Annotated in this window: 23 protein-coding genes and 1 tRNA gene; 13 read left to right on the top strand and 11 right to left on the bottom strand. The window is 62.5% G+C overall.

The window, feature by feature from the left end; genetic code table 11:
- Nucleotides 1–22: 22 nt before the first annotated feature.
- Nucleotides 23–808 carry a DUF1499 domain-containing protein gene (locus LB543_RS24670; protein ID WP_224615965.1) on the bottom strand — a complete coding sequence of 262 codons (786 nt, stop codon included), beginning with the start codon at nucleotides 806–808 and terminating at the stop codon, nucleotides 23–25.
- Nucleotides 809–889: 81 nt separating this feature from the next.
- Nucleotides 890–2,518 carry a fatty-acid--CoA ligase gene (locus tag LB543_RS24665; protein ID WP_224615963.1) on the bottom strand — a complete coding sequence of 543 codons (1,629 nt, stop codon included), beginning with the start codon at nucleotides 2,516–2,518 and terminating at the stop codon, nucleotides 890–892.
- Nucleotides 2,519–2,851: 333 nt separating this feature from the next.
- Between LB543_RS24665 and LB543_RS24660 the strand changes: the two genes are divergently transcribed.
- Nucleotides 2,852–3,205: a hypothetical protein gene (locus LB543_RS24660; protein WP_140510466.1), complete on the top strand. Its 354-nt coding sequence runs from the start codon at nucleotides 2,852–2,854 to the stop codon at nucleotides 3,203–3,205.
- A gap of 92 nt (nucleotides 3,206–3,297) precedes the next feature.
- On the top strand, nucleotides 3,298–3,687 hold the full coding sequence (locus LB543_RS24655) for a DUF427 domain-containing protein (protein WP_140760994.1): 390 nt from the start codon (nucleotides 3,298–3,300) through the stop codon (nucleotides 3,685–3,687).
- Between the two features lie 94 nt (nucleotides 3,688–3,781).
- Here LB543_RS24655 and LB543_RS24650 read toward each other — a convergent pair whose 3' ends face one another.
- From LB543_RS24650 to ppdK, 3 genes are all read right to left on the bottom strand, one after another.
- Nucleotides 3,782–4,522 carry a polysaccharide deacetylase family protein gene (locus LB543_RS24650; RefSeq protein ID WP_140760996.1) on the bottom strand — a complete coding sequence of 247 codons (741 nt, stop codon included), beginning with the start codon at nucleotides 4,520–4,522 and terminating at the stop codon, nucleotides 3,782–3,784.
- 125 nt (nucleotides 4,523–4,647) lie between these two features.
- On the bottom strand, nucleotides 4,648–5,775 hold the full coding sequence (locus LB543_RS24645; RefSeq protein ID WP_224615961.1) for a glycosyltransferase family 9 protein: 1,128 nt from the start codon (nucleotides 5,773–5,775) through the stop codon (nucleotides 4,648–4,650).
- 128 nt (nucleotides 5,776–5,903) lie between these two features.
- On the bottom strand, nucleotides 5,904–8,582 hold the full coding sequence (gene ppdK / locus LB543_RS24640) for a pyruvate, phosphate dikinase (protein WP_140761000.1): 2,679 nt from the start codon (nucleotides 8,580–8,582) through the stop codon (nucleotides 5,904–5,906).
- Between the two features lie 226 nt (nucleotides 8,583–8,808).
- Between ppdK and LB543_RS24635 the strand changes: the two genes are divergently transcribed.
- The 3 genes from LB543_RS24635 to LB543_RS24625 all read left to right on the top strand — a co-directional run bounded on the left by LB543_RS24635 (nucleotide 8,809) and on the right by LB543_RS24625 (nucleotide 10,244).
- Nucleotides 8,809–9,153 (top strand): VOC family protein, encoded by a 345-nt coding sequence (locus tag LB543_RS24635; RefSeq protein WP_224615960.1) that lies wholly within the window; start codon nucleotides 8,809–8,811, stop codon nucleotides 9,151–9,153.
- 128 nt (nucleotides 9,154–9,281) lie between these two features.
- Nucleotides 9,282–9,356, top strand: a tRNA-Gln gene (locus tag LB543_RS24630).
- A gap of 681 nt (nucleotides 9,357–10,037) precedes the next feature.
- Nucleotides 10,038–10,244, top strand: a complete 207-nt coding sequence (locus LB543_RS24625) for a hypothetical protein (RefSeq protein ID WP_140761007.1) — start codon at nucleotides 10,038–10,040, stop codon at nucleotides 10,242–10,244.
- Between the two features lie 34 nt (nucleotides 10,245–10,278).
- On the opposite strand, the gene LB543_RS24620 is transcribed toward LB543_RS24625, so the two are convergent.
- The 5 genes from LB543_RS24620 to LB543_RS24600 form a co-directional block, all read right to left on the bottom strand.
- Nucleotides 10,279–10,683: a periplasmic heavy metal sensor gene (locus LB543_RS24620; RefSeq protein ID WP_224615958.1), complete on the bottom strand. Its 405-nt coding sequence runs from the start codon at nucleotides 10,681–10,683 to the stop codon at nucleotides 10,279–10,281.
- A complete protein-coding gene (locus tag LB543_RS24615) occupies nucleotides 10,680–11,120 on the bottom strand; it encodes a hypothetical protein (protein WP_224615957.1) in 441 nt (146 codons plus the stop codon). The genes LB543_RS24620 and LB543_RS24615 overlap by 4 nt, the downstream gene beginning before the upstream one ends.
- Entirely contained in the window at nucleotides 11,117–11,701 is a 585-nt protein-coding gene (locus tag LB543_RS24610) for an RNA polymerase sigma factor (protein WP_224615955.1), read from the bottom strand. Before LB543_RS24610 ends, LB543_RS24615 begins: the two co-directional genes overlap by 4 nt.
- Nucleotides 11,702–11,804: 103 nt before the next feature.
- Nucleotides 11,805–12,188: a hypothetical protein gene (locus LB543_RS24605; protein WP_224596608.1), complete on the bottom strand. Its 384-nt coding sequence runs from the start codon at nucleotides 12,186–12,188 to the stop codon at nucleotides 11,805–11,807.
- A 27-nt stretch (nucleotides 12,189–12,215) separates the two neighbouring features.
- Nucleotides 12,216–12,650, bottom strand: coding sequence for an EF-hand domain-containing protein (locus tag LB543_RS24600; RefSeq protein ID WP_224615953.1), 435 nt, complete (start codon nucleotides 12,648–12,650; stop codon nucleotides 12,216–12,218).
- 235 nt (nucleotides 12,651–12,885) lie between these two features.
- On the opposite strand from LB543_RS24600, the gene LB543_RS24595 reads away from it, so the two are divergent.
- The 7 genes from LB543_RS24595 (at nucleotide 12,886) to LB543_RS24565 (ending at nucleotide 20,450) form a co-directional block, all read left to right on the top strand.
- On the top strand, nucleotides 12,886–13,308 hold the full coding sequence (locus LB543_RS24595) for an EF-hand domain-containing protein (RefSeq protein ID WP_224615952.1): 423 nt from the start codon (nucleotides 12,886–12,888) through the stop codon (nucleotides 13,306–13,308).
- A 26-nt stretch (nucleotides 13,309–13,334) separates the two neighbouring features.
- A complete protein-coding gene (locus tag LB543_RS24590) occupies nucleotides 13,335–13,757 on the top strand; it encodes a BA14K family protein (RefSeq protein ID WP_224615950.1) in 423 nt (140 codons plus the stop codon).
- Between the two features lie 42 nt (nucleotides 13,758–13,799).
- Nucleotides 13,800–14,243, top strand: a complete 444-nt coding sequence (locus tag LB543_RS24585; RefSeq protein WP_224615949.1) for a VOC family protein — start codon at nucleotides 13,800–13,802, stop codon at nucleotides 14,241–14,243.
- Between the two features lie 618 nt (nucleotides 14,244–14,861).
- Nucleotides 14,862–16,307 (top strand): TolC family protein, encoded by a 1,446-nt coding sequence (locus LB543_RS24580; protein WP_140761026.1) that lies wholly within the window; start codon nucleotides 14,862–14,864, stop codon nucleotides 16,305–16,307.
- Nucleotides 16,308–16,346: 39 nt separating this feature from the next.
- A complete protein-coding gene (locus tag LB543_RS24575; RefSeq protein WP_224615948.1) occupies nucleotides 16,347–18,479 on the top strand; it encodes a type I secretion system permease/ATPase in 2,133 nt (710 codons plus the stop codon).
- A 50-nt stretch (nucleotides 18,480–18,529) separates the two neighbouring features.
- On the top strand, nucleotides 18,530–19,819 hold the full coding sequence (locus tag LB543_RS24570) for an HlyD family type I secretion periplasmic adaptor subunit (protein ID WP_224596618.1): 1,290 nt from the start codon (nucleotides 18,530–18,532) through the stop codon (nucleotides 19,817–19,819).
- Nucleotides 19,809–20,450 (top strand): ribbon-helix-helix domain-containing protein, encoded by a 642-nt coding sequence (locus LB543_RS24565; protein WP_318013007.1) that lies wholly within the window; start codon nucleotides 19,809–19,811, stop codon nucleotides 20,448–20,450. The genes LB543_RS24570 and LB543_RS24565 overlap by 11 nt, the downstream gene beginning before the upstream one ends.
- A gap of 125 nt (nucleotides 20,451–20,575) precedes the next feature.
- Here LB543_RS24565 and LB543_RS24560 read toward each other — a convergent pair whose 3' ends face one another.
- A complete protein-coding gene (locus tag LB543_RS24560; RefSeq protein ID WP_224615946.1) occupies nucleotides 20,576–21,529 on the bottom strand; it encodes a transglutaminase-like cysteine peptidase in 954 nt (317 codons plus the stop codon).
- A gap of 323 nt (nucleotides 21,530–21,852) precedes the next feature.
- Here LB543_RS24560 and LB543_RS24555 point away from each other — a divergent pair.
- The coding region (locus LB543_RS24555) for a VCBS domain-containing protein (protein WP_224615945.1) at nucleotides 21,853–23,765 on the top strand (1,913 nt) is incomplete at its 3' end.

Raw genomic sequence — 23,765 nt, 5'->3', positions numbered from 1 at the left:
GCGTGAATTCGCCCGGACATGGCTACTCGGCCGGCGCCGCGCCGACCTGGCCGGCGACTTCCTGATCCAGTTCCGCCAGGAAATCGGTGATGCGCGCGGCATTGTCGCCAAGGTCGTGGCGGCCGTAGCGCGAGGCCGACCGCATGTCGACGATGACCGTGTCGCCGTCATCCCTCACGCGAATGGCGACGTCCGCAGGAAGGCCAAGAACGAAGCTCGGGGCGACGGCGGTGATGGTCACCTCTGTCTGTCCGGCGAGTTCGGGATAAGGCTCCGAAAGGTCCCAGCCTCGCCGGTCGAGCACGGTTTCAACGGCATTGACGACGGTCTCGAATGGCAGGTCGTAGCTGCGCGCGGTGACCAATGGATAGCTGTCGGTCTGCAACGTCTGCTCACCCGGCGTCGGCGGGGACAGCACGTTCATGTCCTTGGTCCGGTCACCGACATCGAGCGCGGGCGGTTCGTCGAAATCGGTCGAGATGTCCCGCAGCGGCGGATAGATCGTCGCCCAGTAGGCGGCAACGCCGTAGGGGGTGAGCACCAGCAGCGCCAGCAAGACGCCGACGCTGAGATCACGGCCACCACGGTCACCAAAATTCCACAGCCTCGCAAAGGCCAGGCCGGCAAACAGCAGCGCCAACGCAGCCAGCAGGGCGACAATGCCCAGCACCCACAGGAACACCGGCGTTTGGACGAGGCCGAAGCGATGGCCGACAAAGTTCGTCAGCAAAAGAACCATCGAAAAGGCGGCCGTGCGCCGCGACCAGCCGGCAGCCTTCGACGTTTGCCGTTCGGGAATGCTAACCATTATTCTCTGCGCTGCCCCAACCCGGATGGAGGTCTAGTGCCTTTTTGCGGCGGCTTGAAGCCGAAACACGCAACATCCCCCTCAATCCGTCGGCAAGCGATAGTCCCTGAACTGCTGACGCAAGGTGGTCTTCTGGATCTTGCCGGTGGCGGTGTGCGGTATCTCGCCGACGAAGGCGACGTCGTCCGGCATCCACCATTTGGCCACCTTGCCATCCATGAAATCCAGAATCTCGGCCTTGGTCGGTCCCTTGCCCGGCTTGGCGACGACGACCAGCAAGGGCCGCTCACCCCATTTCGAATGCTGGACGCCGACGGCCGCCGCTTCCGCTACATCGGGATGGCCGACGGCCAGATTCTCCAGGTCGATGGTCGAAATCCATTCGCCGCCGGACTTGATGACGTCCTTGGCGCGATCGGTGATCTGCATGTAGCCGCCAGCATCGATATGAGCGACGTCTCCGGTATCGAACCAGCCTTCCTCATCGAACTGCTCCGCGCCCGCACCGCCATAATAGGCGCGGGCCACGGCCGGGCCGCGTACCTTGAGCCGGCCAAACGTCTTGCCGTCCCAGGGCTGCGCGTTGTTCTCGTCATCGGTCACCTTCATTTCGACGCCGAAGGGCGGATAACCCTGCTTGCTCTGGACGTCGAGCCGGGCCTCGCCGTCAAGGCTGGCATAGTCCGGCTTCAAGGTGCATAGCGTGCCGAGCGGCGACATTTCGGTCATGCCCCAGGCGTGGATGACCTGGACACCGTAATTGTCCTGGAATTTCGTCATCAGTGCGCGCGGGCAGGACGAACCGCCGATAACGACCTTGTTCAGATAGGGAAGCGTCTTGCCGGTCTCTTCCAGATATTGCAGCAGCATCATCCAAACGGTCGGCACGGCGGCGCTGAAGGTCACCTTCTCCTGATCGAGCAACTCATAGATCGAGGCGCCGTCCATCTTGCAGCCTGGCATGACCAGCTTGGCGCCGGTCATCGGACCGCTCTGGCCAAGGCCCCAGGCATTGGCGTGGAACATCGGCACAACCGGCAGGATCGTGTCGCGCGCCGACAGGCCCATGGCGTCGGGCATGGCCGCGATCATGGCGTGCAACACGTTCGAGCGATGGCTGTAGACGACGCCCTTCGGATCGCCCGTCGTGCCGGACGTATAGCACATGCCGGCCGCGGTGCCTTCATGAAAGGTCTTCCAGGCGAAGTCGCCATCGACCTCGTCAAGCCAGTCCTCGTAGGCAACGACACCGGGCAGGGTCGTTTGCGGCATGTGCGCCTTGTCGGTGAGCACGATCACCTTCTTCAGCGATTGGACGGCACCCGCGATTTTCTCCAGCAACGGGATGAAGGTAAGGTCGACGAAGACGGCCTTGTCCTCGGCGTGGTTCATGATCCAGACGATCTGTTCGGGAAACAGGCGCGGGTTGAGGGTGTGGTAGACAGCACCGATGCCCATGATGCCATACCAGGCCTCGATGTGGCGGGCGGTGTTCCAGGCCAGCGTCGCGATGCGGTCGCCCAAGGCAAAGCCGTCGCGCTCCAAGCGCTGGGCGACCTTGAGGGAACGACGATGGATGTCGGCGTAGGTGGTGCGCACGATCGGCCCCTCGATCGAACGCGACACGATTTCGCGCACACCATGTTGCCTTTCGGCATTGTCGATCAGCTTGTGGCACAGCAGCGGCCATTCCTGCATCAGTCCCAGCATGCCGTTCCCTCCCTGACGCTTTTTGCCCCGAGCTTTTCGCCTCGCGCTTTTGACCGCATTGTGAAGCGAACCGGCGAATTGTCCAGCCACCCACCGGCGCGGCTGACGAAAGTCGGAGTTCGGCCTGTATTTGGCAAATGATTGAATCCGGACGCTTTTTGATTTTGCCTGGCTGGCCTGCTGCCATTCGAATGGCAGGGGCTTCAAATACATTACGCCGGCGCAAACTCTCGTGATCGGACCAACCGCAAAAAGTGCCATAATCCGGCCATCGTCGGCGTTAATCTTCGTTAACGGGCAAAGGGGTGCGATTGGCGACTGAAAGAGGTTCGCATGGACGCGCTCGACGATAAGGTTCTCGAGAGTACTCTTGCCGAAAGCCTGGCCGATCTGGTGCCGGACGAAAAGACTGTTTCCGAAGACGAGTTCGTCGAAGTTGTCGGCGGCGCGCTCGAAGCGGTCGGCGGCACGCTGCTGTTCAAGATGTGCGTCCAGAACGAAGGGGAAGGCCAGCATGTCGCGGCGGCATCCGTCGGCGATGGCGGTAATCGCCAGTTCCTGCTGCTCACCTTGCCAACCGGCGGCGGGGCGCTGAAAGTCGAGACCATTTCGAGAAGCAGCAACCCGGTGGCGGGCATCGCGGCCGCCTATGCAGGGCTGATGGACGCCTTCAAAACCGCCGCCTGATTTCCGCGGCAACGCGAAGGCTAGTCTTGCACCACGGGCCTTGTTCTATCCGGCCGCCCACCACACTTAAGGTCGGGGCAAGGAGAACCAGCATGGACAAGATCGCCAACCCGGCACCCGGCTTCCAACGCAATCCCGACAAGGTCATCACGATAGAGCCGTATTCCGGCACCGTCACGGTCCGCGCCGGCGATACGGTCATCGCGTCGTCCACGAAGGCGAAGGTGCTGACGGAGGCCCCCTACCCCGCAGCCTTCTACGTTCCGTTCGCCGACATCGATTTCGACAAGCTCAGCCGAACGGACCACTCGACCCACTGCCCCTACAAGGGTGACGCCAGCTATTGGAGCGTGCTGCCGGCGGGCGAAGCGGGCAAGGACGCGATGTGGGCCTACCGGCAGCCGTTCGACGAGATGGCCGACATCCGCGACCACGGCGCGTTCTACGCCAGCAAGGTCACCATCGAAGCCAAGCCGGACTGAACGCTTCGGCCCGACGCATCTACGGGTGCATTGAGATTCAGATCAGGCCCAGTCGTTAGAGCGGTTCGGCGATTCCATCAAACACTGAACAGCCCTACTCGGTGGTACCGTGATCGCCCGTCCCATCGGCGTCGTCGAGCCGCACGAAGGTCATGCCCTTGTCCTTGAGTGCCAGCAGGCCCTGCACAACGCCCTCGCCTGCGGCATGGGTCGGCTGGTTGATATGAGAGATGATGACGTCGCCATCCTTGGCCGCGGCGATACGCCTGGCCGTCTCCTTGGCGCCGAGCAGCGAGCCGCCGTCGCCATTGATCGAGAAGCCGGCAATCTTGAAGCCGAGCTTGCGGATCATCGCGATGGCCGAGGGGCTGTATTCGGCGGTTGCGCCGCGGAACCATTTCGGCGCCGGTTCGCCGGTCGTAGCCAGAGCCGCGGCCCCTGACTCGACCTCGGCGAGCACAGCCTCCGGGCTGCCGGCGCTGCTTATGCCATAGATTTTCCGTGGCGTGTCGACCGCCGGAACATGGCGACCGCCGTGATTTTCCAGTTCGAACAGGTCGGGATGCGCCCGCATGATCGCGACGGCATCGGCGTTGCGCTTCAGCCAGATGCCGGTGACGAAAATGGTGGCCGGTATCTTGTTCTCCACCAGCGCCGAGAGAATGCGCGTGTCGGTCTTGCCGCCGCAGGCATCGAGCGTGAGCGCAACGCGGCCGGTTCCGCTTGCAGCCGGCTTGATGTGCAGCGTGGGTTCGACCAGCGGCGCGGCATGGGCGCTGGATATCAGCGCCACCGACACGGCGATCATGCAGACATGTTTTTGCAGCAGATGCATCAAACCAAATTCCCGACCCGCGACTTCAAGCCGCTATCCCAAAACCCGCATGAAGGCGAAAATCGGACGAGGGATAGCAGAAAAACGCATGACGCGGCAATTTGACCTTCCGCTTGGTGAACGCGTCATTCGGCGACAGTCCGGCCGGTCCATTGCCCTCGGACAGCGCGTTCCTTTTCCAGCTCGGTGCGTGCGAGGATCTCGCGCACCGCATCGACCACCGGCTTCACCTCAAGACGCCAGACGCAGCACGCCTTGCTGGGATCGGTTCGGCGACACAAATCCCTGGCCACGCAATCGCACGGCATTGGCGGCCGGAGCACGATGCTGGGCACGCCGACAGGTCCCCAGCGTGCCGGATGCGTCAGGCCGAAAAGGCCGACAACCGGGGTGCCCGCGGCAGCGGCCATGTGCATAGGGCCGCTTTCGTTGCCGAGAAACAGCCGGGCCCGTTCCAGGACCGCCAGCAGGCTCTCGAGTGACAGCGCTCCAACCAGATCGACCACCGGCGCCGCCGTCCCGGTAACGATCCGTGCGGCGGTTTCACGTTCGTCAGGCCCTCCCACCAGGACGACACCCAGTCCGGTTTCGGCCGCAATCTCGTCAATCGCCTGGGCAAACCGTTCCGGCTGCCATTGCCGGCCCTTGAAACTCGCGCCCGCATGGACGGCGACGAAGGCGTTCGAGTGGATATGGTGCCCGTCCAGAAGCACCAAGGCTTTCGCGGCCTCGGACGGCAACGGCTGGATGCTCGGTACCGTCACGCGCAGATCGATGCCGAGCGCTTCAAGCGGGGAGAGGTAGCGATAGACAAAATGCTGGCCGCCAAACCCAAATGGTCTGGCAAACACATTGGCGGGCTGCCTCTCCAACAGCTTCAGCGGCCTCTCGGGAGGATTGTAGCCGATACGTGTCCTGGCGTTGACGAAGCCGCTGACGACCCGAGAGGTCTTGGAATCGGTCAAATCGATCGTCAGGTCGAAATGGAAGCGGCGCAGCGCCCGCACCACGGCATAGAGCTCTTTTCCACGCTCCAGCGGGTTGCCTCGAATGCGGGCTCGCCTGAACGCAACCACCTCGGAAGCGATGCCATGCGCAACCACGAAGCTCTCGAAGTGGGCTTCGCAGAGGAACACGATCCTGGCACCGGGAAATTCGAGCTGCAGGTTTCCGGCGAGCGTCGAGGCGAGGACGATATCGCCTATGAACTTCGTTTGAATAATCAGGATCGAGCGGAACGGAGCGGGTGACATCTAAAACGTCTGTTTCCGGAGACAATTGGCGGTCATCCGCAAATTGATCGCAAACAATGTCGAGATTGCGCTCATGTCGCCAGTACGTCCGCGTGAGTTTTCATACAAACCGCAAGCTTCGTACCGGTCTATCCGTGTCCTACCTTTGCCGCCTGCACAGCGGCCTGCGCCGCAGCCAGCCTGGCGATCGGCACGCGATAGGGTGAGCAGGAGACGTAGTCGAGCCCGACCTCCTCGCAGAAGCGGATCGACGAAGGATCACCGCCATGCTCGCCGCAGATGCCAAGCTTGATGCTGGGCCGCGTCGCCCTGCCCTTTTGCGCCGCCATGCGCACCAGTTCACCGACACCGTCAATGTCGAGAGAGACGAACGGATCCTGCTCGATGATGCCCTTCTGGCGGTAGGTTTCCAGGAAGGAGGCCGCATCGTCGCGCGAGATGCCGAAGGTTGTCTGGGTGAGGTCGTTGGTACCGAAGGAGAAGAACTCGGCCGTCTCGGCGATGACATGGGCGCGGATCGCCGCGCGGGGGAGCTCAATCATGGTCCCAGTGAGGTAATCAATCTTGACGCCGCTCTCGTCCATGACGCTCTTGGCGACCGCATCGATGCGCGCCTTCACATAATCGAGTTCCTTCACCAGGCCGACCAGCGGCACCATGATCTCGGGCACCACCAGTGCGCCGGCTTTCTTGCCGGCCTCGACGGCCGCCTCGAAAATGGCGCGCGCCTGCATTTCGGCGATCTCGGGGTAAGACACGGCCAACCGGCAGCCGCGATGGCCGAGCATCGGGTTGAATTCGTGCAGCGCCTCGGTGCGCTGCCTAAGCTTGTCGGGCGACACATTCATCACGGCCGCGACTTCGGCGATTTCGGCCTCGGTCTTGGGCAGGAATTCGTGCAGCGGCGGATCGAGCAGGCGGATCGTCACCGGCAGGCCGGCCATGATCTCGAACAGTTCCAGGAAATCCGAGCGCTGCATGGGCAGAAGCTTGGCCAACGCGGCGCGCCGGTCCTTCTCGGTGTCGGCCAGGATCATCTCGCGCATGGCGACGATGCGGGCGCCGTCGAAGAACATGTGCTCGGTGCGGCATAGCCCTATGCCTTCGGCGCCGAAGGAGCGCGCCATGCGGGCGTCGAGCGGCGTTTCGGCGTTGGTGCGCACCTTCATGCGGCGCACCGCGTCCGCCCACTCCATGATGGCGGCGAAATCGCCTGACAGTTCCGGCTGCAGCATCGCCACGGCGCCCTTGAGCACCTGGCCGTTGCCGCCGTCGATGGTGATGATGTCACCCTTGCGGAAGGTCTGTCCCATCGAGATCAGCGTGCCGGCCCTGTAATCGACACGCAGCGAGCCGGCGCCGGACACACAAGGCTTGCCCATGCCGCGCGCGACCACCGCGGCGTGGCTGGTCATGCCGCCGCGCGTGGTCAGGATACCCTCGGCCGCATGCATGCCGTGGATATCTTCCGGACTGGTCTCTATGCGCACCAGGATCGCCTTGCGCCCTTGCGCCTTGAGATCCTCGGCATCGCCGGAGGAAAAGACGATCTCGCCGGTGGCGGCCCCGGGAGACGCCGGCAGGCCGACACCGATCACGTCGCGCGCGGCTTCTGGGTCGATGGTCGGGTGCAGCAACTGGTCGAGCGAAGCCGGATCGATGCGCGCGACCGCCTCTTCCTTGGTGATCAGCCTGTCCCTGGCCATCTCGACGGCGATCCTGAGCGCCGCTTTGGCGGTCCGCTTGCCGGACCTTGTCTGCAGCATCCACAATTTGCCGCGCTCGATGGTGAATTCGAGGTCCTGCATGTCGCGGTAGTGCTTTTCCAGGCTGTCGGAGATGGTGACGAAGGACCGGAAGGCGTCCGGCATCAGCTTCTGCAGTGACGGCTTGTCGGAGCCCGCAGCGATGCGCGCCGCCTCGGTGATGTTCTGCGGTGTGCGGATGCCGGCAACGACATCCTCGCCCTGCGCGTTGACCAGGAACTCGCCATAGAGCTGCTTTTCGCCGGTCGACGGGTTGCGGGTGAAGGCAACGCCGGTGGCCGAGGTCTCACCCATATTGCCGAACACCATGGCCTGGACATTGACCGCCGTGCCCCAGCTTTCGGGAATATCGTGCAGGCGCCGGTAGGTGATGGCGCGGTTGTTCATCCAGCTCGAAAACACCGCGCCGATCGCGCCCCAGAGCTGCTCGTGCGGATCCTGCGGGAACGGCTTGCCCAGCTCTTCCTCGACCTTGGCCTTGTAGAGCGCGATGACGCCTTGCCATTCGATGGCCGTCAGCTCGGTGTCGAGCTCATGGCCGAGGCTGGCTTTCTGGTCTTCCAGGATTTCCTCGAATACCTCGTGATCGAGGCCCATGACGACATCGGAATACATCTGGATGAAACGGCGGTAGCTGTCATAGGCAAATCGCGCATCGCCGGAATCGGAGGCCAGCGCCTCGACCGTCTCGTCGTTCAATCCGAGATTGAGCACGGTGTCCATCATGCCGGGCATCGACGCCCGGGCGCCGGAACGCACCGAAACCAGGAGCAGCTTCGACGGGTCGCCGAACCGGCGGCCGGTCAGCCGGCCGATATGGTCGAGCGCGACGGCGACGTCGGCTTCCAATCCGGCCGGATAGGTACGGCCATTGGCATAGTAGGCATTGCAGACCTCGGTGGTGATCGTGAAGCCCGGCGGCACCGGCAGGCCCAGGCTGCACATCTCGGCCAGATTGGCGCCCTTGCCGCCCAGCAGATTCCTGTCGCCGGCACGGCCTTCCGCCGCACCATCGCCAAAGGTGAAAACCCATTTGGTCATGCTTTGCTCTCCGGTTGCAGGAGACTGGAAAGATTGGCGAAACGGAAACTTCCGCCCGTGTCCGACTTTGGAGCGATATGATGCTGCAGTGCGAAAGGCAAGCGCCCCGGCAAGCCGTTTCGCCGCTACAATCGATTAAGAAAAAGCCATCCTCCGGGATGCGTCAAAAAGACTTGCCACCTCACGGTTCGATGTTTAGAACATAAAGGGAACAAAGAGGTGCCTCATGAAACAGCCTGGAAAACTGGACTATCTGGAAATGCCGGCGACCGGCGGCACGCTGGACCGGATGAAAGGCTTCTATAGTGCCGCCTTTGGCTGGTCGTTCACCGACTATGGACCAACCTATTCGGCCTTTGCCGAGGGGCTGGACGGAGGTTTTCAGGCCGATGCAGAAGAAGCGCCGGCCAAGCCGCTGCCCGTGCTTTACAGTGAGAATCTGGAAGAAACCCTTGGCGCGGTCGAAAGCGCCGGCGGAACGATCGTCAAGCCGATATTCGCATTCCCGGGCGGCCGACGCTTCCACTTTGTCGACCCAGCCGGCAACGAGTTGGCTGTGTGGTCCGTATAGTCCGTTTGTGGATCATCTGGCGGCAATCGCACTGCTGGTCAGCTGAGTGCCTTCGCGGTCGCTCATAAGCATTGTGCTTTTCGGCTGCTCTGCTAATAACGCGCCCGCACAGCGACTCTGACGGCTACTGGGGCGTCGCCAAGTGGTAAGGCATCGGTTTTTGGTACCGACATTCCCAGGTTCGAATCCTGGCGCCCCAGCCAAACTGGACTCCCCGTCGGCAACGCTGTTTGCTGTGCGCTAGTTGCTGCTCCGGACGCGACCGTTTCCGCAAGTAGATCAAAGGGTTGCCTGAATACGGCGTGACCCTCGCCTTTGTCCCATTGGCAGTTCGACAGCACGAGATTCAAGAGTCGCTTTTTCTCGTGCACAGGCTGTTTCACAGACAGTCGGCAGGCATTGCGCGCCAGTTCCAACAGCCGGATGCCGTCCTCCATGTATGATTCTTCGGCGCTACCATGGCGCTCTATCTCGGGAAACAGCCGCGTCTGTTCGGTTCGCCATGTGCTGACATCCGGTCATAGAACGCGTTGTCGATGCGGCCATCGAGCTTGTCGAGATACATGGCGTGCAGCCGATCCTCGAGCCGCTTGTACTCGACCTGGCATCGATGATCGCAGCGCCCAAGCCCCCGGCGAGCGCCAACGGCTTGCCAATCACAGCGCAGGCAAGGCCGGCCGAAACGGCAACCAACAGCACGAGCGGTGCTGCGAGCACGAGCGTCGCCACGCCGGCCATATGGCAGCGCTGCCGGGCGCAAGCGGCAGCGCCCTGAGGAAGGGCGCGAAGGCGCGTTGAAGGCAGAGCTCGGACACCGCTTTGCCGGCGAGCACTCCGAGCACCGCCAAGGCAAGTGGCAGGCCGACAGTCCATAGAAGTTGGTCGTGGCGGAGTTTCGGCGCCCCAGTATCCAAGGCGATCACGATATTGGCGACCGCATAGGCCGGAAGACCACTGCCGCCGAACGCAATCCAGGCAAGATCGCGGCGCCGCATCGCACGCAGGCCGGCGACCAGCTCGCGCCAGAGCAATATCAGGACAAGCCCGTCGTGCCGCATTGGACCGTCATCGTGTTTCCGATGTTGAAATAGGTCACGGCAATTGTGCCGCGAGTGCGGCGACCGCTCATCCGCCGCCGGCCGGCTTCGCATTGACGTTCTTCATGGCGGCAAGCAGATAATCCTGCACCGTTGCCTGAAGATTGGTCGTGGCGGCGCGCACCGCGGCCATCGCCTGGCTGACCGCCGCTTCGTCGAAGGGCCGCGCCTTCTCGGCCGCCGTCAGGTCAGCGCGCGCCGCGCGCAGCTGCCGCAGCGCTTCGAACGTGCGGGCGCGGTTGTCGCGCATGACCGTGCGGAATTCCTTGCGCACCTCTGGCGAGTAGGCGCCCGCGACCTCCGCCAGCAACTCGCGCGCAACGGCCGCTTGGCGCAGGCCATGCGCGGCATAGCCGATGAAGAAGAAGTTGAGGGCAAGCGACAGCGCGAGCACAACCAGCACGGCCGCCCAGATCCATGAGCGCTTGGTCATAGCTGGTCCCCCTCGCCCGGGTCGGCCGCGATCGCCGACCCTCCATCATCTGCAAGCCTGGCGCCCGCAGCGAGCGCCAGAAGTTCGGAATCCTGGGGCTGGTCCTGAAGGCGCGCCACCTGGTAGCCGGCGACCGTCGCGGCGACGAGGACAGCGGCGGTGCAAGTGGCGAGGCCCGCCGGCGCAACAAGGAAGCGCAGGAGCAGGGACGGCCGCGCCGCGCCACGCTGGATCCGTGCCATCACCTCGCGCGCCAGAGCATCATCGTCGCTCTCGACCAGCGCGGCCTGCCGCACGAGCCTGTCGAGTGCCGCGTCGGCGCCGGCATCGCCGTCAAGCGCCATGAACGCCAGAGCCGGTCCCCTCAAGGGTGCCGGCCAGGCATCGATATCGTCGCCGAAGCGGCGCCGGTTCTTCTCGAATTCCTCGCGTGTCATGAGGACTTCCTTTCGCGGCCCTGGGCCGCATCTGCCAAATGATCCTTGAGCGTGCGACGCCCGCGCACGAGCAGTTGCTCGACCGAACCCGCGCTGGTGCCCATCACCTCGGCTATTCCGCCGATGTCAAGCTCGCCCACGGCCCTCAGAAGCAGCGCCATCCGCTGGCGCTCCGGCAAGCGAGACAGGCCATTGCGCACGATCGCCAGTTCCTGCCTAGCGGCCGTCGCGGTCTCGGCATTTACTTCCGGCGTGGCGGGCTCCTCGCCGATGTCGTCCAGCCCGAAGAAGTTGCGCAGCGCGCGGCGCCGGCGCTGGTCGATGCAGCGGTTGGCCGTGATCCGGTAGAGCCACGTCGAGGCGCGTCCTCTGCCGGGATCGAAGCGCGCGGCCTGCTTCCAGACGGTCACGAACACCTCCTGCACCACATCCTCGGCATCGGCGGCATGGCCGAGATAGCGCGTGGCGAACGTCCGCAGCCCACGGCCATGGCGGGCCATGAGCTCGGACAAAGCCGCCTGACCGCCCGCGGCGATGTGGGCCAGAAGCTCGTCATCGCCGCGGGACGCTTCACCCGGCACGGCGGCCGGCACCGGTTGACGAAGCATCGACGGCGAGGACGAAAACCGCGACGATCCGGCTCGGCAGAAGGGCGAATTCCGACGTCAAGTCCCTCACCAGATGTCAGCGGCGCCAGCGGCGAAAGCCGCGGACCGTATTGCCGTTCGGGCCCGTGAAGCTGCCGACCGAACGGCCGCGAAACGGCCCGGCCGCGGAATAGCGCTGGCCCGAAACGGTCTTGCCGTTCGGCCCCGTGGCAGAATAGCTCCTGGAGCAGCGGTCAACAACGCCGGCCTTGCAAGTGGAACCGGACGTGTAAGTGCCGCCGTTCGGTCCAATTCGCGTCGTCGAGCCGGTATAGATGTTGCCGTCCCGGCTGACACTGCGGCTCAACTCGCCGCCACGGGCGGTCTTGCGTGTCCAGTCTTCCGCCGAGGCAGGGGAAGCCGCCGACCAGACCACCGCTGCGCCGAGGCTTAGCAGTGCAAGTTTCGCTATGGAAATCATGTCACGTTTTTCCTTCCAGGTCGCGCGTCAGTTGGCGTGAGCGGAGACGATGTTGCGAATGGTCGCGATCTCGTCGGCGGAGAGCCTGCCGTCGCCGTTGCGGTCGGCGAGATCGAAGAGCGGCGTGCTCGCCTGAAACTCGTTCTCGGTGACCTTGCCGTCACCATTCCTGTCCATGCGCCGCAAACGATTGCCGAGGTGGGCCTCGGCCGCTTCGGCGCGGTCTTCTACGGCCTGCCGGGCGGTTTCGACCTCCTTCTCGTCGATGATTCCGTCGCCGTTGCGGTCGAGCCTCTTGAAGATGCGTTCGCGGGCGGCAAGGATCTCGTCCTTCGAGATCGCGCCGTCGCTATTGGTGTCGAGGCGCTGGAGGATGCGTTGGCCGGGGATGTCCTGCGCCGCGGCGGCGCAGATCGGCGTGAGGCCTAGAAGCAGGCACGCAAAGATCGCTGAGCGTTTCATGAGTTGTCCCTTTCGATTGTGACGTCGCGGGGTGAGCGACTGTCGGTCAATACGCAGCCCGGCTCGCACTCCTACGCCGGCGGCCGGATTTTTTCGTTGGCCCACTTAGCGTCAGTGTCCCGAGCGTCGAACTCGCGAAAAAAACGCAGGCGGCGCGTAGGAGTCATCGAATGCCTGCGTAGGAGACGCTGCAAGGACGGTCCGCGGCGGGCCGTCGATTACAGCGGAGACCCAGATGACCAAGATCGTGACCGCCCTTGCGGGACTGCTTCTGTGCGGCTGCAGCGCGTTCGCTGCCGACCAGGGCGCCAGGGAGGCGTTCCGACGCATCGACACCAATGGCGACCGAAAGCTCGAGTTCAGCGAAATCCAGGCAGCGCGGGCGCGGATGTTCGACCGGTTGGACGCCAATCACAATGGCGTGCTCGAGCCTGGCGAGGTGCGGGCGGCAATCGAAGAGATCAAGTCGAAGCGCGATGTGCAGGCTGCACGGTTCACCGGCCTGCAGGCCGAAGCAAGCCGCATGGACCGCAACGGCGACGGAAAGATCTCGCGCGACGAATTTACGGCTGCCCTCCCCGACAGGCTGCTGCAGGCGGACACCGACGGCGACAAAGCATTGTCGATCACCGAGTTGCGGGCGCTGCGGCGCCAGTGACCACACCAGACCAGAGGAGACAATCGATGAACAGAACGATCACTGCTTTGTGCGGCGTGATGCTCAGCGCTACGGCCCTTGCCTCGCCGGCCGAGGCCATGCCGCTTGCGGCGCCGGCAGCGCCGACGTCCGTGACGAGCCAGGCAACGCCGATCTGGTACCGGCGCGGCTTCTACGTCGTCGGCGGCGCCTATTACTACAATGGTTACCGGGGCTATTGGCGGGTGCGGCCCGGCTACCGCTACTACAATGGCTACTGGTTCCCGGCCGCCGCCTTCGCGGCCGGCGTGGGGGCCGCCACGGTCGCGCCACCCCCGCCCCCCGCGGCGCGCCTGGCGGCCGCCCATGTGCGCTGGTGCTACGATCGCTACCGCTCCTACCGCGCCTGGGATAACAGCTACCAGCCCTATGACGGCCCTCGGCAGCAATGCCGGTCGCCCTATAATTGAAACTCGGCGCTGCCGTCATCGACGCCGGAAGGAGGCTCGCCCATGCAGAACCGCTCCATGCCTGCCAATACGGTCATACCGGTGCTTGCCTACTCAGACGTGGAGGCGGCGAGTCGTTGGCTCTGCGAAGCCTTCGGATTCGAATTGCGGCTGACGATCGGCAATCATCGCGCCCAACTCGGCTTCCGTGACGGCGCCGTCGTGGTCATAACCCTGAAGAGCGGCGGATCCGTGCCGCCGCCCGAGGAATTCTCGGTCATGGTGCGTGTCGAGGATGTCGATGCGCACCACCGCCGCGCGATGCGCCGTGGCGCCATGGCGCTGACCGCGCCGACGAGCTACCCCTATGGCGAACGGCAATATTCCTGCCGCGATCTCGCCGGTCACGCCTGGACCTTCTCGCAAACGATCGCCGATGTCGCGCCCGAGGAATGGGGCGGCAGAGCCGAGCGTCACGTCGAAACGGATTCAGACGACACGCTTTAAGCGTTGTTTTGACGTATGCTGCTGCCTGCATGGGCGCAAAGCTGTCGTTGGGAATGCTTAAGCGCTCGTGCTGACGCGCGCTATCAGCAAGGCACACGTGCCAGAGGTCGACGCCTCTTACCCGAAGGTCGAATCTACTGACCCACCTTGTCCATAAGCAACTGCAACTCGGGCTGCCGGCGCGATCCAGAAAGTTCGAAAAGCTTCCAAGAACCCCAGCCAAGCGCAGACATTCATTGAGACTGAGCACGCACCGAATCGGCCCTGCTCAAAACGCCGCGCCAGGCGCGAGATGTTGGCAGTCGGGATGGGCCGGACCAGCCCCTACTGCACCCGAATTGATGAGGGTGCCCTTATTGCCTCCGCAAGAGCAACCTTATTTGCATACATTCCATATCTTGTTGCGGTGCTTCAAGTTTCGACACCGGCACTTGATCCCGCCAACATCTCAAATGTGTGCTATTTTTGCTACATTTTTTGGCCGTCTGCCCAAAATCTATCATTTAGTCACAGCTTAATAATGAAACGTCCACGTTAATTTGTAAGATAGCGAACAAAGCCAGGCGCCGAGCCCGGCTGGGGCGCTCTTAAAAAGCGCGGGGAAACGCGGGTGGGAAAATGAAAACGACAGGTCTGTCAACCAAGGCCATGGGCGTTGGCCTCTTGATGGCGGCTACCATGCTGAGCTGGGGCACGCATGCGCTGACACTCAAGGAAGCCATGGCGGTTGCGGTTGAATCCAATCCGGAAATCGGCCAGGCCATCGAAAACCGCGAGGCGATCGAGTTCGAGCTGCGGCAGGCAAAGGGGCTCTATCTCCCAAGCGTCGACCTGGAGGCATCTACCGGCGCTCGCCGCCTGGACAACTCCACCCGCCGCGCGCTCTCCATCGAGCACGACGCGCTTTATCCCGCGGAGACCGATCTGACGGTTTCGCAAACGCTCTATGATAGCGGCGCAAGGCGAGCCGAACTCAACCGTCAGGCCTCACGAGTCGATGGCGCCTCGTTCCGCGTGCTGGAGCGATCCGAGTTCATCGGACTTTCGGTTGTCCAGGATTACCTGGAATACATGCTTCAGGGCTCGATCGTGGCCGAGGCAAAGAAGAATCTGGGCTTTCATCAAGCGATTCTCCACGACATCAGGGAAGGCATAGCAGGCGGCGGGTTGAACGAAGCCGACAGGCAACAGGCCGAGGAGCGGTTGTTCGCGGCCAAGGCCCGCATGCAGGAAGCCTCAGAGGAACTCGAGGCCTCGAGGATACGCTTCTTCAAGACCGTCGGGAAACCGCTGACCAATGCCTCGCGGCCAGGCGATGTTTCCTCCGCGCTGCCAAGGTCCCTGGACGACGCGCTGGGCATTGCGCGGGAAAACAATCCGCGCGTCCACATGGCCAATAGCGATATTGCCGCCGCCGCCTCGCAGGTTGACGCCGCTCGGGCGAAATACGGCCCTTCGATCGTCGCCGAAGGCACTGCCCGGGCCGGATACGACATTGACGGCGACAATGGAGACACGTCCGACTTGCAGGCACGGCTGGTGCTGCGTTGGAACCTGTACCGGGGCGGCATCGACAAGGCGAATGAGCAGGAGCAAATCCGCCGCGCCAGCGAGCAGCGGCTTGGGCTGCATCAGGTTCTGCGGGAGATCGAAGAGGCCGTTCGCACGTCGTGGGATCGCCGCTTCCGGCAAGCCGACCTGGCAAAGACCCTGAAGCTGCAAGCCGCAGCCAACGAGAAGCTGGTTGCCTCTTATCGCGAGCAGTTCAAGGTCGGACAGCGCTCGCTGCTCGACGTGCTGGATGCGCAGAATACGCGGTTCAACACAGCCACGCTGGCCGACACCGCGTCCTACGCATCCCTCTTTGCCCAATATCGGCTTCTGGCGGCGACCGGGCAGTTGCTGAAAACGATGGACATCCATCCGCCAAAGCAGGCCACGGCCTACGCCAAGGATGAATTTGCCGTTCCGGCGACCGCGGATACCGAAACCTATGCCCGGACCCCGTCGGAACAGACGAACGATATACCCTTCGACATCCTTGCCCCGGTCAGGAAGAAATGAGCCGGTGTAACGAGGGTTGAGGGTCCTGGCGGGCGGGTCGTGAATCAGCAGCCAAACATTCTGTCGCCCAAGGAGGCATTCAAGGCCTGCTTTTCGGCGGTCGCCGCCTATCTCGGCAGGCCGAGCGCGGAGACCGTGCTGTTTGCCGGGGTGCCGATTTCGGACACGCGCATCGAGGTCGCCGAGATCAGGCATCTTGCCGAACGCATCGGTCTCGAGACCCGCGAATTCAACCATCGCGACTTCTTGCGCGGCCGCGTCGATCTTCCGGCAATTCTCTTCCGTGTCAGTCAGTTGCCGATCGCCCTGCTGGCGGAAATCGACGGCGACGGGTATCTCACGGCGCCGCAGGAAGACGGGCGCACGACCGTCGGCAAATCCGAACTGGCCGCAAGTTACATCAGTGGCGGCGTATCCTTCTCGATCACCTATGCCAACGCCACCGAAGGCATGAAGGTCGGGTCGGCGCAGCAGATCGAACGGCGCCATTGGCTGACGGGAACGATGGGCGCTTTCTGGCGCACCTATTCGAAGGTCGTGCTGTCGGCGATCTTCATCAACCTGCTGGCCATCGCCTCGCCAATCTTCACCATGAACGTCTATGACCGCATATTGCCGAACAAGGCGATATCGACGCTCTGGGTGCTGGCGATCGGTATCGGCGCCGTCATTCTCTTCGACCTGATGCTGAAGACGGCCCGGGCCTCGCTCATCGACTATGCCGGGCGCAAGGCGGACCTGCGGATATCGTATCTGCTGTTCGAGAAGGTGCTGAATTCATCCTTGTCCGCGCGCCCGGGCTCGACAGGCGAATATGCCAACCGTGTCACTCAATATGAGTTCGTCAGGGAGTTCTTCACCTCCAACACCATCAGCGTCTTCATCGACACGGCCTTCGTCTTCATCTTCCTGCTGGTCATCTACGCGATCGGCGGCTGGTTGGTCGTCATACCGGCCTTGGCATTCGTGGCGTCGGTAATCGTCGGCCTCGTCACGCAACGTCGCATCGGCAAGCGGGTCGCCGCCTCGATGAACGAAGCATCCCAGCGCCAGGCCTTGCTGGTCGAGTCCATCTCCACGCTGGAAACAATCAAATCCCTGCGCGCCGAAGCCTATTTGCTGAGGAAGTGGGGCGAGCATTCGAAGAATGCGGCCAACACCTCCGAGAAGATCAAGCAGCTCTCGGCGGCGGCCGGCAACATCACCCAGGCCATCCAGCAGCTTGTGACGGTCGCCCTGGTCGTGGCCGGAGCCTATGCCTTTTCGGAAGGGCACGTTTCGACAGGAGCCATCATCGGAACGGTGATGCTGGCGAGCCGGGCCGTGGCTCCGCTCGGTCAGATCGCGATCACCTTGTCGAGATTTCGCCAGGCCATGCTCTCCTTGAGAATGGTGAATTCCATCATGTCCCAGCCGGAGGACCGGCCGGACACGGTGGGCTTTGTCAATCGCCCGATCCGCAATGGAGCGATGACGTTCAAGAATGTCGGCTTCGTCTATCCCGGATCGGAAAACGAGGTTCTGTCCGGCCTGAACTTCTCGGTGAAGCCGGGGGAGCGTATTGGCATCATCGGCCGCATCGGGTCAGGCAAGACGACGATGGGACGCCTGATCGGAAGGCTTTTCCTGCCGAGTTCCGGCGAGCTGCTGCTGGATGGCATCGACATCCGCCAGTATCACCCTTCGGAGGTGCGCGCCGCAGTGGGCATCGTTGCGCAAGCTGGCGATCTGTTTTCGGGCACGGTGAAGGAGAACCTGCTCATGGCATCTCCCGAGGCGACCGACGAACAGATTATCGAAGCCGCAAAAGCCGCAGGCGTCGACGAGTTCGTCTCTCGCCATCCGCGTGGCTACGACATGAATGTCGGCGAGCGAGGCACCAATCTTTCCGGCGGGCAGAGACAGACGGTGGCGATTGCCCGGCTGCTTTTGACCAAGCCGAAGATCGTCTTCCTGGATGAACCGTCCGGCTCGATGGATCTGGCTTCGGAACGACAGCTGATCAAACAACTCAAGACAGCATTTGACCGCGACACGACGCTGATCGTCTCGACGCATCGCTTCAGCATGCTCGAATTGGCTGATCGCCTTATTGTTGTCGAGCAAGGAAAGATCGTTGCCGATGGACCAAAAGAACAAGTCATTCAGGCGCTGCAGAGAACGAATTCCTGAATGAACAAATTATATCGGGCTGAAACCGATATGATAACGAGGCGTAGGAAATGCTTGCCAGGGAAGACCGCCCGCCGCTTTTTGCGACGGCGTCCATATTCATCATAGCGGCGCTCTTCGTCGCCTTTGTCGCTTGGTCATCATTCGCCGAGGTCGACGAGATCGCGCGTGGCGATGGCAAGGTCATACCGGCCTCCAAGACCCAGGTCATCCAAGCCAGCGAGCCGGGCGTCGTTCAGGAAATCGCTGTCAAGGTGGGGCAGGTCGTCAGGAAGAACGACCTCATCATTCGTCTCGACAATACTTTGAACACGTCCAGCCTCGGCGAACAGCAAGCCAAGGCGCGGGCCCTGCAAACACGCATCGCCAGGCTCAAATACGAACAGAGCGGCAGCATCACCGGATCGTTTCCGTGTCCGCAGGACATTCAGTCGGTGGCGCCGGAAATCTGCGACAACGAGCAAAATCTCCTCGTTGCCCGGCGCGAAAACTTCGACAACAAGCTGTCCGTGCTCAAATCGCGCCTCGACCAGCGCGAAAAGGAACTCGACGAGGCGAACGCCAATGTCGACCGCCTGACAAAAAACCTGGCTGTGAGCGACCAGCAGGCGAAGCTGGTCGAGGCGATGGTCAAGAAAGGTCTGATGGCAAGGACCGAGCAACTCAAGGTCGAGCAGGAGCAAACCGAACTCAACGGCCAATTGAACCTGGCCGGCGAGACGATAAAGAAAGCCAAGTCGGCGATCACCGAGGCGCAGCTCCAGGTCGAGGAACTCGGGCTGCAGTTGAAGCAGGAAGCACTCGATGACCTGACGCAGGCCTTGGCCGATCTTTCGGTGGTGGACGAAACCATTCGCGGCGCGACTGACAAAGTCGCGAGAACGGATATCCGTTCTCCGGTGGACGGTATCGTCAACACGATGGAACTGAACACCGTCGGCGCCTTCGTCCAGCCCGGTACTGTCGTAGCCGGCATCGTCCCCACTTCCGAGACATTGCTGGTCGAAGCGCGTGTTTCGCCCCGCGATGTCGCCTTTATCCGCCCCGATCAGGATGCCCTGATAAAAGTCACGGCTTACGATTTTTCGATCTTTGGCGGTATCGAAGGCAAGGTTTCCAACATAACCGCCGACAGCCTGGTCGATCAGAAGACGGGCGAGCCCTATTATCAGGTGCGCGTTTCAACCGACAAATCGACACTGGAGCGAGACGGAAAGGCATATTCGATCATCCCCGGCATGATCTGTTCCGTGGATATCAAGACCGGGCGCAAGACGATCCTGAGCTACCTGCTGAAGCCGATCAACAAAGCACGTCAGGAGGCAATGAGTGAGCGCTAGTGCCATCTCTCCCCCGCCCCCGAAAGACCGTCTGCTTCTGCCGCTCCCGACAGACGATTTCGAGCTCGAGTTCCGCGTCGTGGCGCGCGGCGGCACAAGGCGCGGCATCCGTCTGGAACGGGCTTTCTGGCTTTCGCTGAAACAGATGGCCGAGAGCCGCAAATGCACCATCGGCATGCTGGTCGACGAGATCGCCGAAAGTCACGCGGAGAAAGGAAACCTGACCTCGGCAATTCGGGTGGCCTGCATACGCGCGTTGGGACACGAAAACCTGAATTTGCACAGGCTTGCGTCGATCAGGACGGTAAACGCCATTCTGCTTGCCTGTCCGTCGCCGGCTTTCGCCTTGGCATCGACGAAGAAGATCGTGACGTTCAATGCGCCGTTCCAGCAACTGGTCAAACGGCAGTTGCCGACGGCGTTCGACGGAGACACGCGGCAGGACCTGAAGCTGGCGCTGGATCTCAACGTGGCGGATATATTCGCGCGCCTCGACACCAACGGCGACGTTGCCGTTGCGAGCGGATTTGTGATCGGCGCCGGCGAGCGCCGTTACCGAGGCCAATTGAACGTGGTGCGGGCGCCGGCGCTGGACCTGGAATTGCTGATGGCTTTTGTCTTCAACGGTTAGAGCGGCTTATCGTTTCGCCGTTCCATCTCTTTGTCTTGGCGCAATTCCCGGCGGAAAGCCCTATGCACTTTTCCTGGAATTGCTCTGGGCATTCGGCCAGGACAAAAAGCGACCGCGCGTTGTCTTTACTTGACTTCCGTCTGCGCGCCTTCGCCAGGCGCGACGGTTTCGAAACCGCCCTTGACGTCGGCCATCTGCGCGGCCCCCGGTCTGGATCCATGGATCCATGCCCGGTCGGTGCTGAACGAGTACAGGGGCTGATAGTCCGGAAGCGCGCTGTCCTTGAGCACCGTATTGTCGAGACTGTCGAGAATGTAAGCGCCGCTTGCAGTGCTCACCGCAAGCACGGCGTGGAAGAAACCTCGCTTGCGGTCCTGGAGAACGACGAGCGACATGCTGCGTGCCGGAATGCCGGCCCTCAGCAACGCCGTCATCTTGAGGATTGCGAAGTCCTCGCAGTCACCGGCGCGATTGGCGAGGATTTCCGAAGGCTTCGCCCAGTAGTCGAGCTTGCCATAAACGACACTGTCCTTCCTGTAGGCGATCAGGTGGTTGATGCCGCTGTTGATGAACGACAGTTTCTCGACGAACCCCTTGCCTTGGGCAGCCGAGACCATGGCCACGAAAGCCGGGCTCTCGTGATCACAGGGACTGCCCGCGGTGCAATCGACTATGGCCTGGTAGACCGGTGCCCAGCGCGCCGAAACCGGAAAATTGCGCATGGACAGCGCAACCGATCCGAACACCCCCGGGATAATCGACGCAGTCTGAATCGGGTCGACACCCCTGGCTTCCTGCGCCATCGCGGCGGCGGACCCGTCTTGCGCCGGAACGGGACTGTAGCCGTTCAGGACGAGGCTGATCCGGTAGGGGGCGGCCGGCTGCCAGGGCCGGTACCTTTGCAGCGAAATGCCACCGAGACCAGACGGCGCCTGGACCGTCGCAAGCAGTGCTGTTTCGGGCAGGAAATCCCTGACGGCTGGCCCGGCAAGGGCCGGCTGCGCCGAGCCGGCTATCCCCAGTGCCAGCAGAAGCAACTTGAGTTCGCGCTTCCCCGGAGCATTCTTTTGTTTTTTCATGACGCCCACCTTTGACCGTGGACGCTACCAATCTTGTCTCAAATTACTGGAAAGGAAGGTGGATAACTTTCCCGCAAAGTGATTTTGCTATTTTGTGTAAAATTTTATACGTATTTATACTTATATTTACCAAGTTTTTCGCGTTACTCGCGACAAGGCGCCGTGCATTCCAGGCATGATATAACAGATTATATGTTCACAGTTTACCAAGCGTAAAAAAAGTCATCGAACGCATATCCAAATATATAGAATGGATTGACGGACCGTTGCAAAGTCAAGCCGCCACCTGTCTCTTTCCGGGAAATGCCGGAGGGGTTTAAGCTATGGCGACCAGTATTGAATTGGACAACGTTTCGAACTCGTGGGACGAGCATTCCGTCTCCAACGATCACCACGACCTGACGGCCTCGATCCAGTTGGTGGCCCAGGCCGCGCCGGCCGAGCAAGCGGCCGCTCCGGCTCAAACAGCACCGGCCGCAGCCGAGCCTGTGCCGGTCGATGTCGGCGGCGGCGCGCCCGCGGCTGCTCCGCCAGCGGCAAATGCCCCGCACGAATACGTCGCGGACGCAAGCAACGTCGTAAAGCTTCCCGCCAATGTCTCGATCGACAACATCAAGGTCGACGGTCACAACCTCGTGCTCGAGCAGGCGGACGGCTCGGTCATCGTCATCAAGGACGGTGCCCTGAATGTGCCGACCTTCATCATCGGCGAAGTCGAAGTGCCGCGCGTGGCCTTGATCGCAGCGCTGGAAGCGAGCCATGTCGATGTCGCCTTCGGCACGGATGGTTCCATCTCGGCGGGTCCGGGAGGTTCGACCTCGAGCGCCGGCGGCAATTTCGAACAGCCTGCCGGCGGGATCGGCGACGGCTTCGGCCTTTCGGCGCTCCTGCCGCCGACGGACCTGCAATTTGGGCAGCCGGATCATCGCGAGCTGTTTGCGAGCCTCCTGCCCGACTCAACGCCGTCGATCACCGACCTGACGCCTTCCGTCGGTGGCGGCGACACCATCGTGTACGAACACGGCCTGACCTCAGATGCCGACGCCAGCGAGGTTGGTACCGGCACCTTCACCATCACCTCGCCCGACGGCATCGGCAAGCTCACAATCGCCGGCCACGATATCCCCGGCACCGCCCTGGCTGACAGCGGATCGAATCCGATCAGCGTCATCACACCGTTTGGCAACACGCTGACCATCACTGGGTACGACGCCGCCACCGGCCAGGTGAGCTACACCTATACGTTGGTCCACAGCGAGACCCATCCCCTCGTGGGCATCGATTTCATCTTCGAGGACCTGCCGGTGACGGTGACCGACACCGACGGAGACGTCTCGGCTCCGGACACGCTATCGGTCCGGATCGTCGACGACGTGCCTGTGGCGCACAATGTGAATGCCGGCGCGCTGACCGAAGACGGAGCGACGACCACTGTCGGCGGCAACGTGAGTAGCGACTACGGCAACATCTTCGGCGCCGACGGCCCGGCGGCCGCGAACCCGGTCAGCTGGGGCACGGCGACGGCCACGCTGAACGGCGGCGCCGTCAACCTGGGCGACTACGGCACGCTGACGCAGAATGCCAACGGCACCTGGAGCTTCGTGCTGGACAACAGCAAGCCCGCCACGCAGGCGCTGCATGACGGCCAGACGATCAGCGTATCGTTCAACTATACGCTGACCGACAAGGACAGCGATGCCGATACCAAGACCATCACGTTCAACATCAACGGCGCCGACGACAACGCCACGGTCGTGGTAACGCCGAGCAACGATGCCAATGCTAATGGCGCCGCCAGCGTCGTGTACGAGGCCGGTCTGGATGCGGGTGGCTCGCAGGCTGCGACCAACAAGGAGACCGACACCGGCGCGTTCAAGGTCACGGCGAGCGACGGCATCGCCACGGTGACCATCGGCGGCCAGACCCATGCGCTGAATGCCTGGCTCAACCAGACCATCAACACCGGCGAAGGCACGTTCAAGATCACCGGCGTGACGGTAGCGGCGGACGGCAAGTCAGCCGATTTCTCCTACAGCTACACGCTCAATGCCGCGCAGACCCACGCTGCCGGCAACGGCAACAACACGCTGACCGATACTGTCGCGGTCGCGGTCGACGGCATTGGCGGCACCCATGGCGCCAGCTCCGTCACCGTCACCATCGTCGACGACGTGCCTGTGGCGCACAATGTGAATGCCGGCGCGCTGACCGAAGACGGAGCGACGACCACTGTCGG

This window comes from Mesorhizobium sp. ESP7-2 (assembly GCF_020164715.1).
GTDB lineage: Bacteria > Pseudomonadota > Alphaproteobacteria > Rhizobiales > Rhizobiaceae > Mesorhizobium.
The sequence above is the reverse complement of the archived record's forward strand: the minus strand, read 5'-3'. Positions and strand labels throughout refer to the sequence as shown.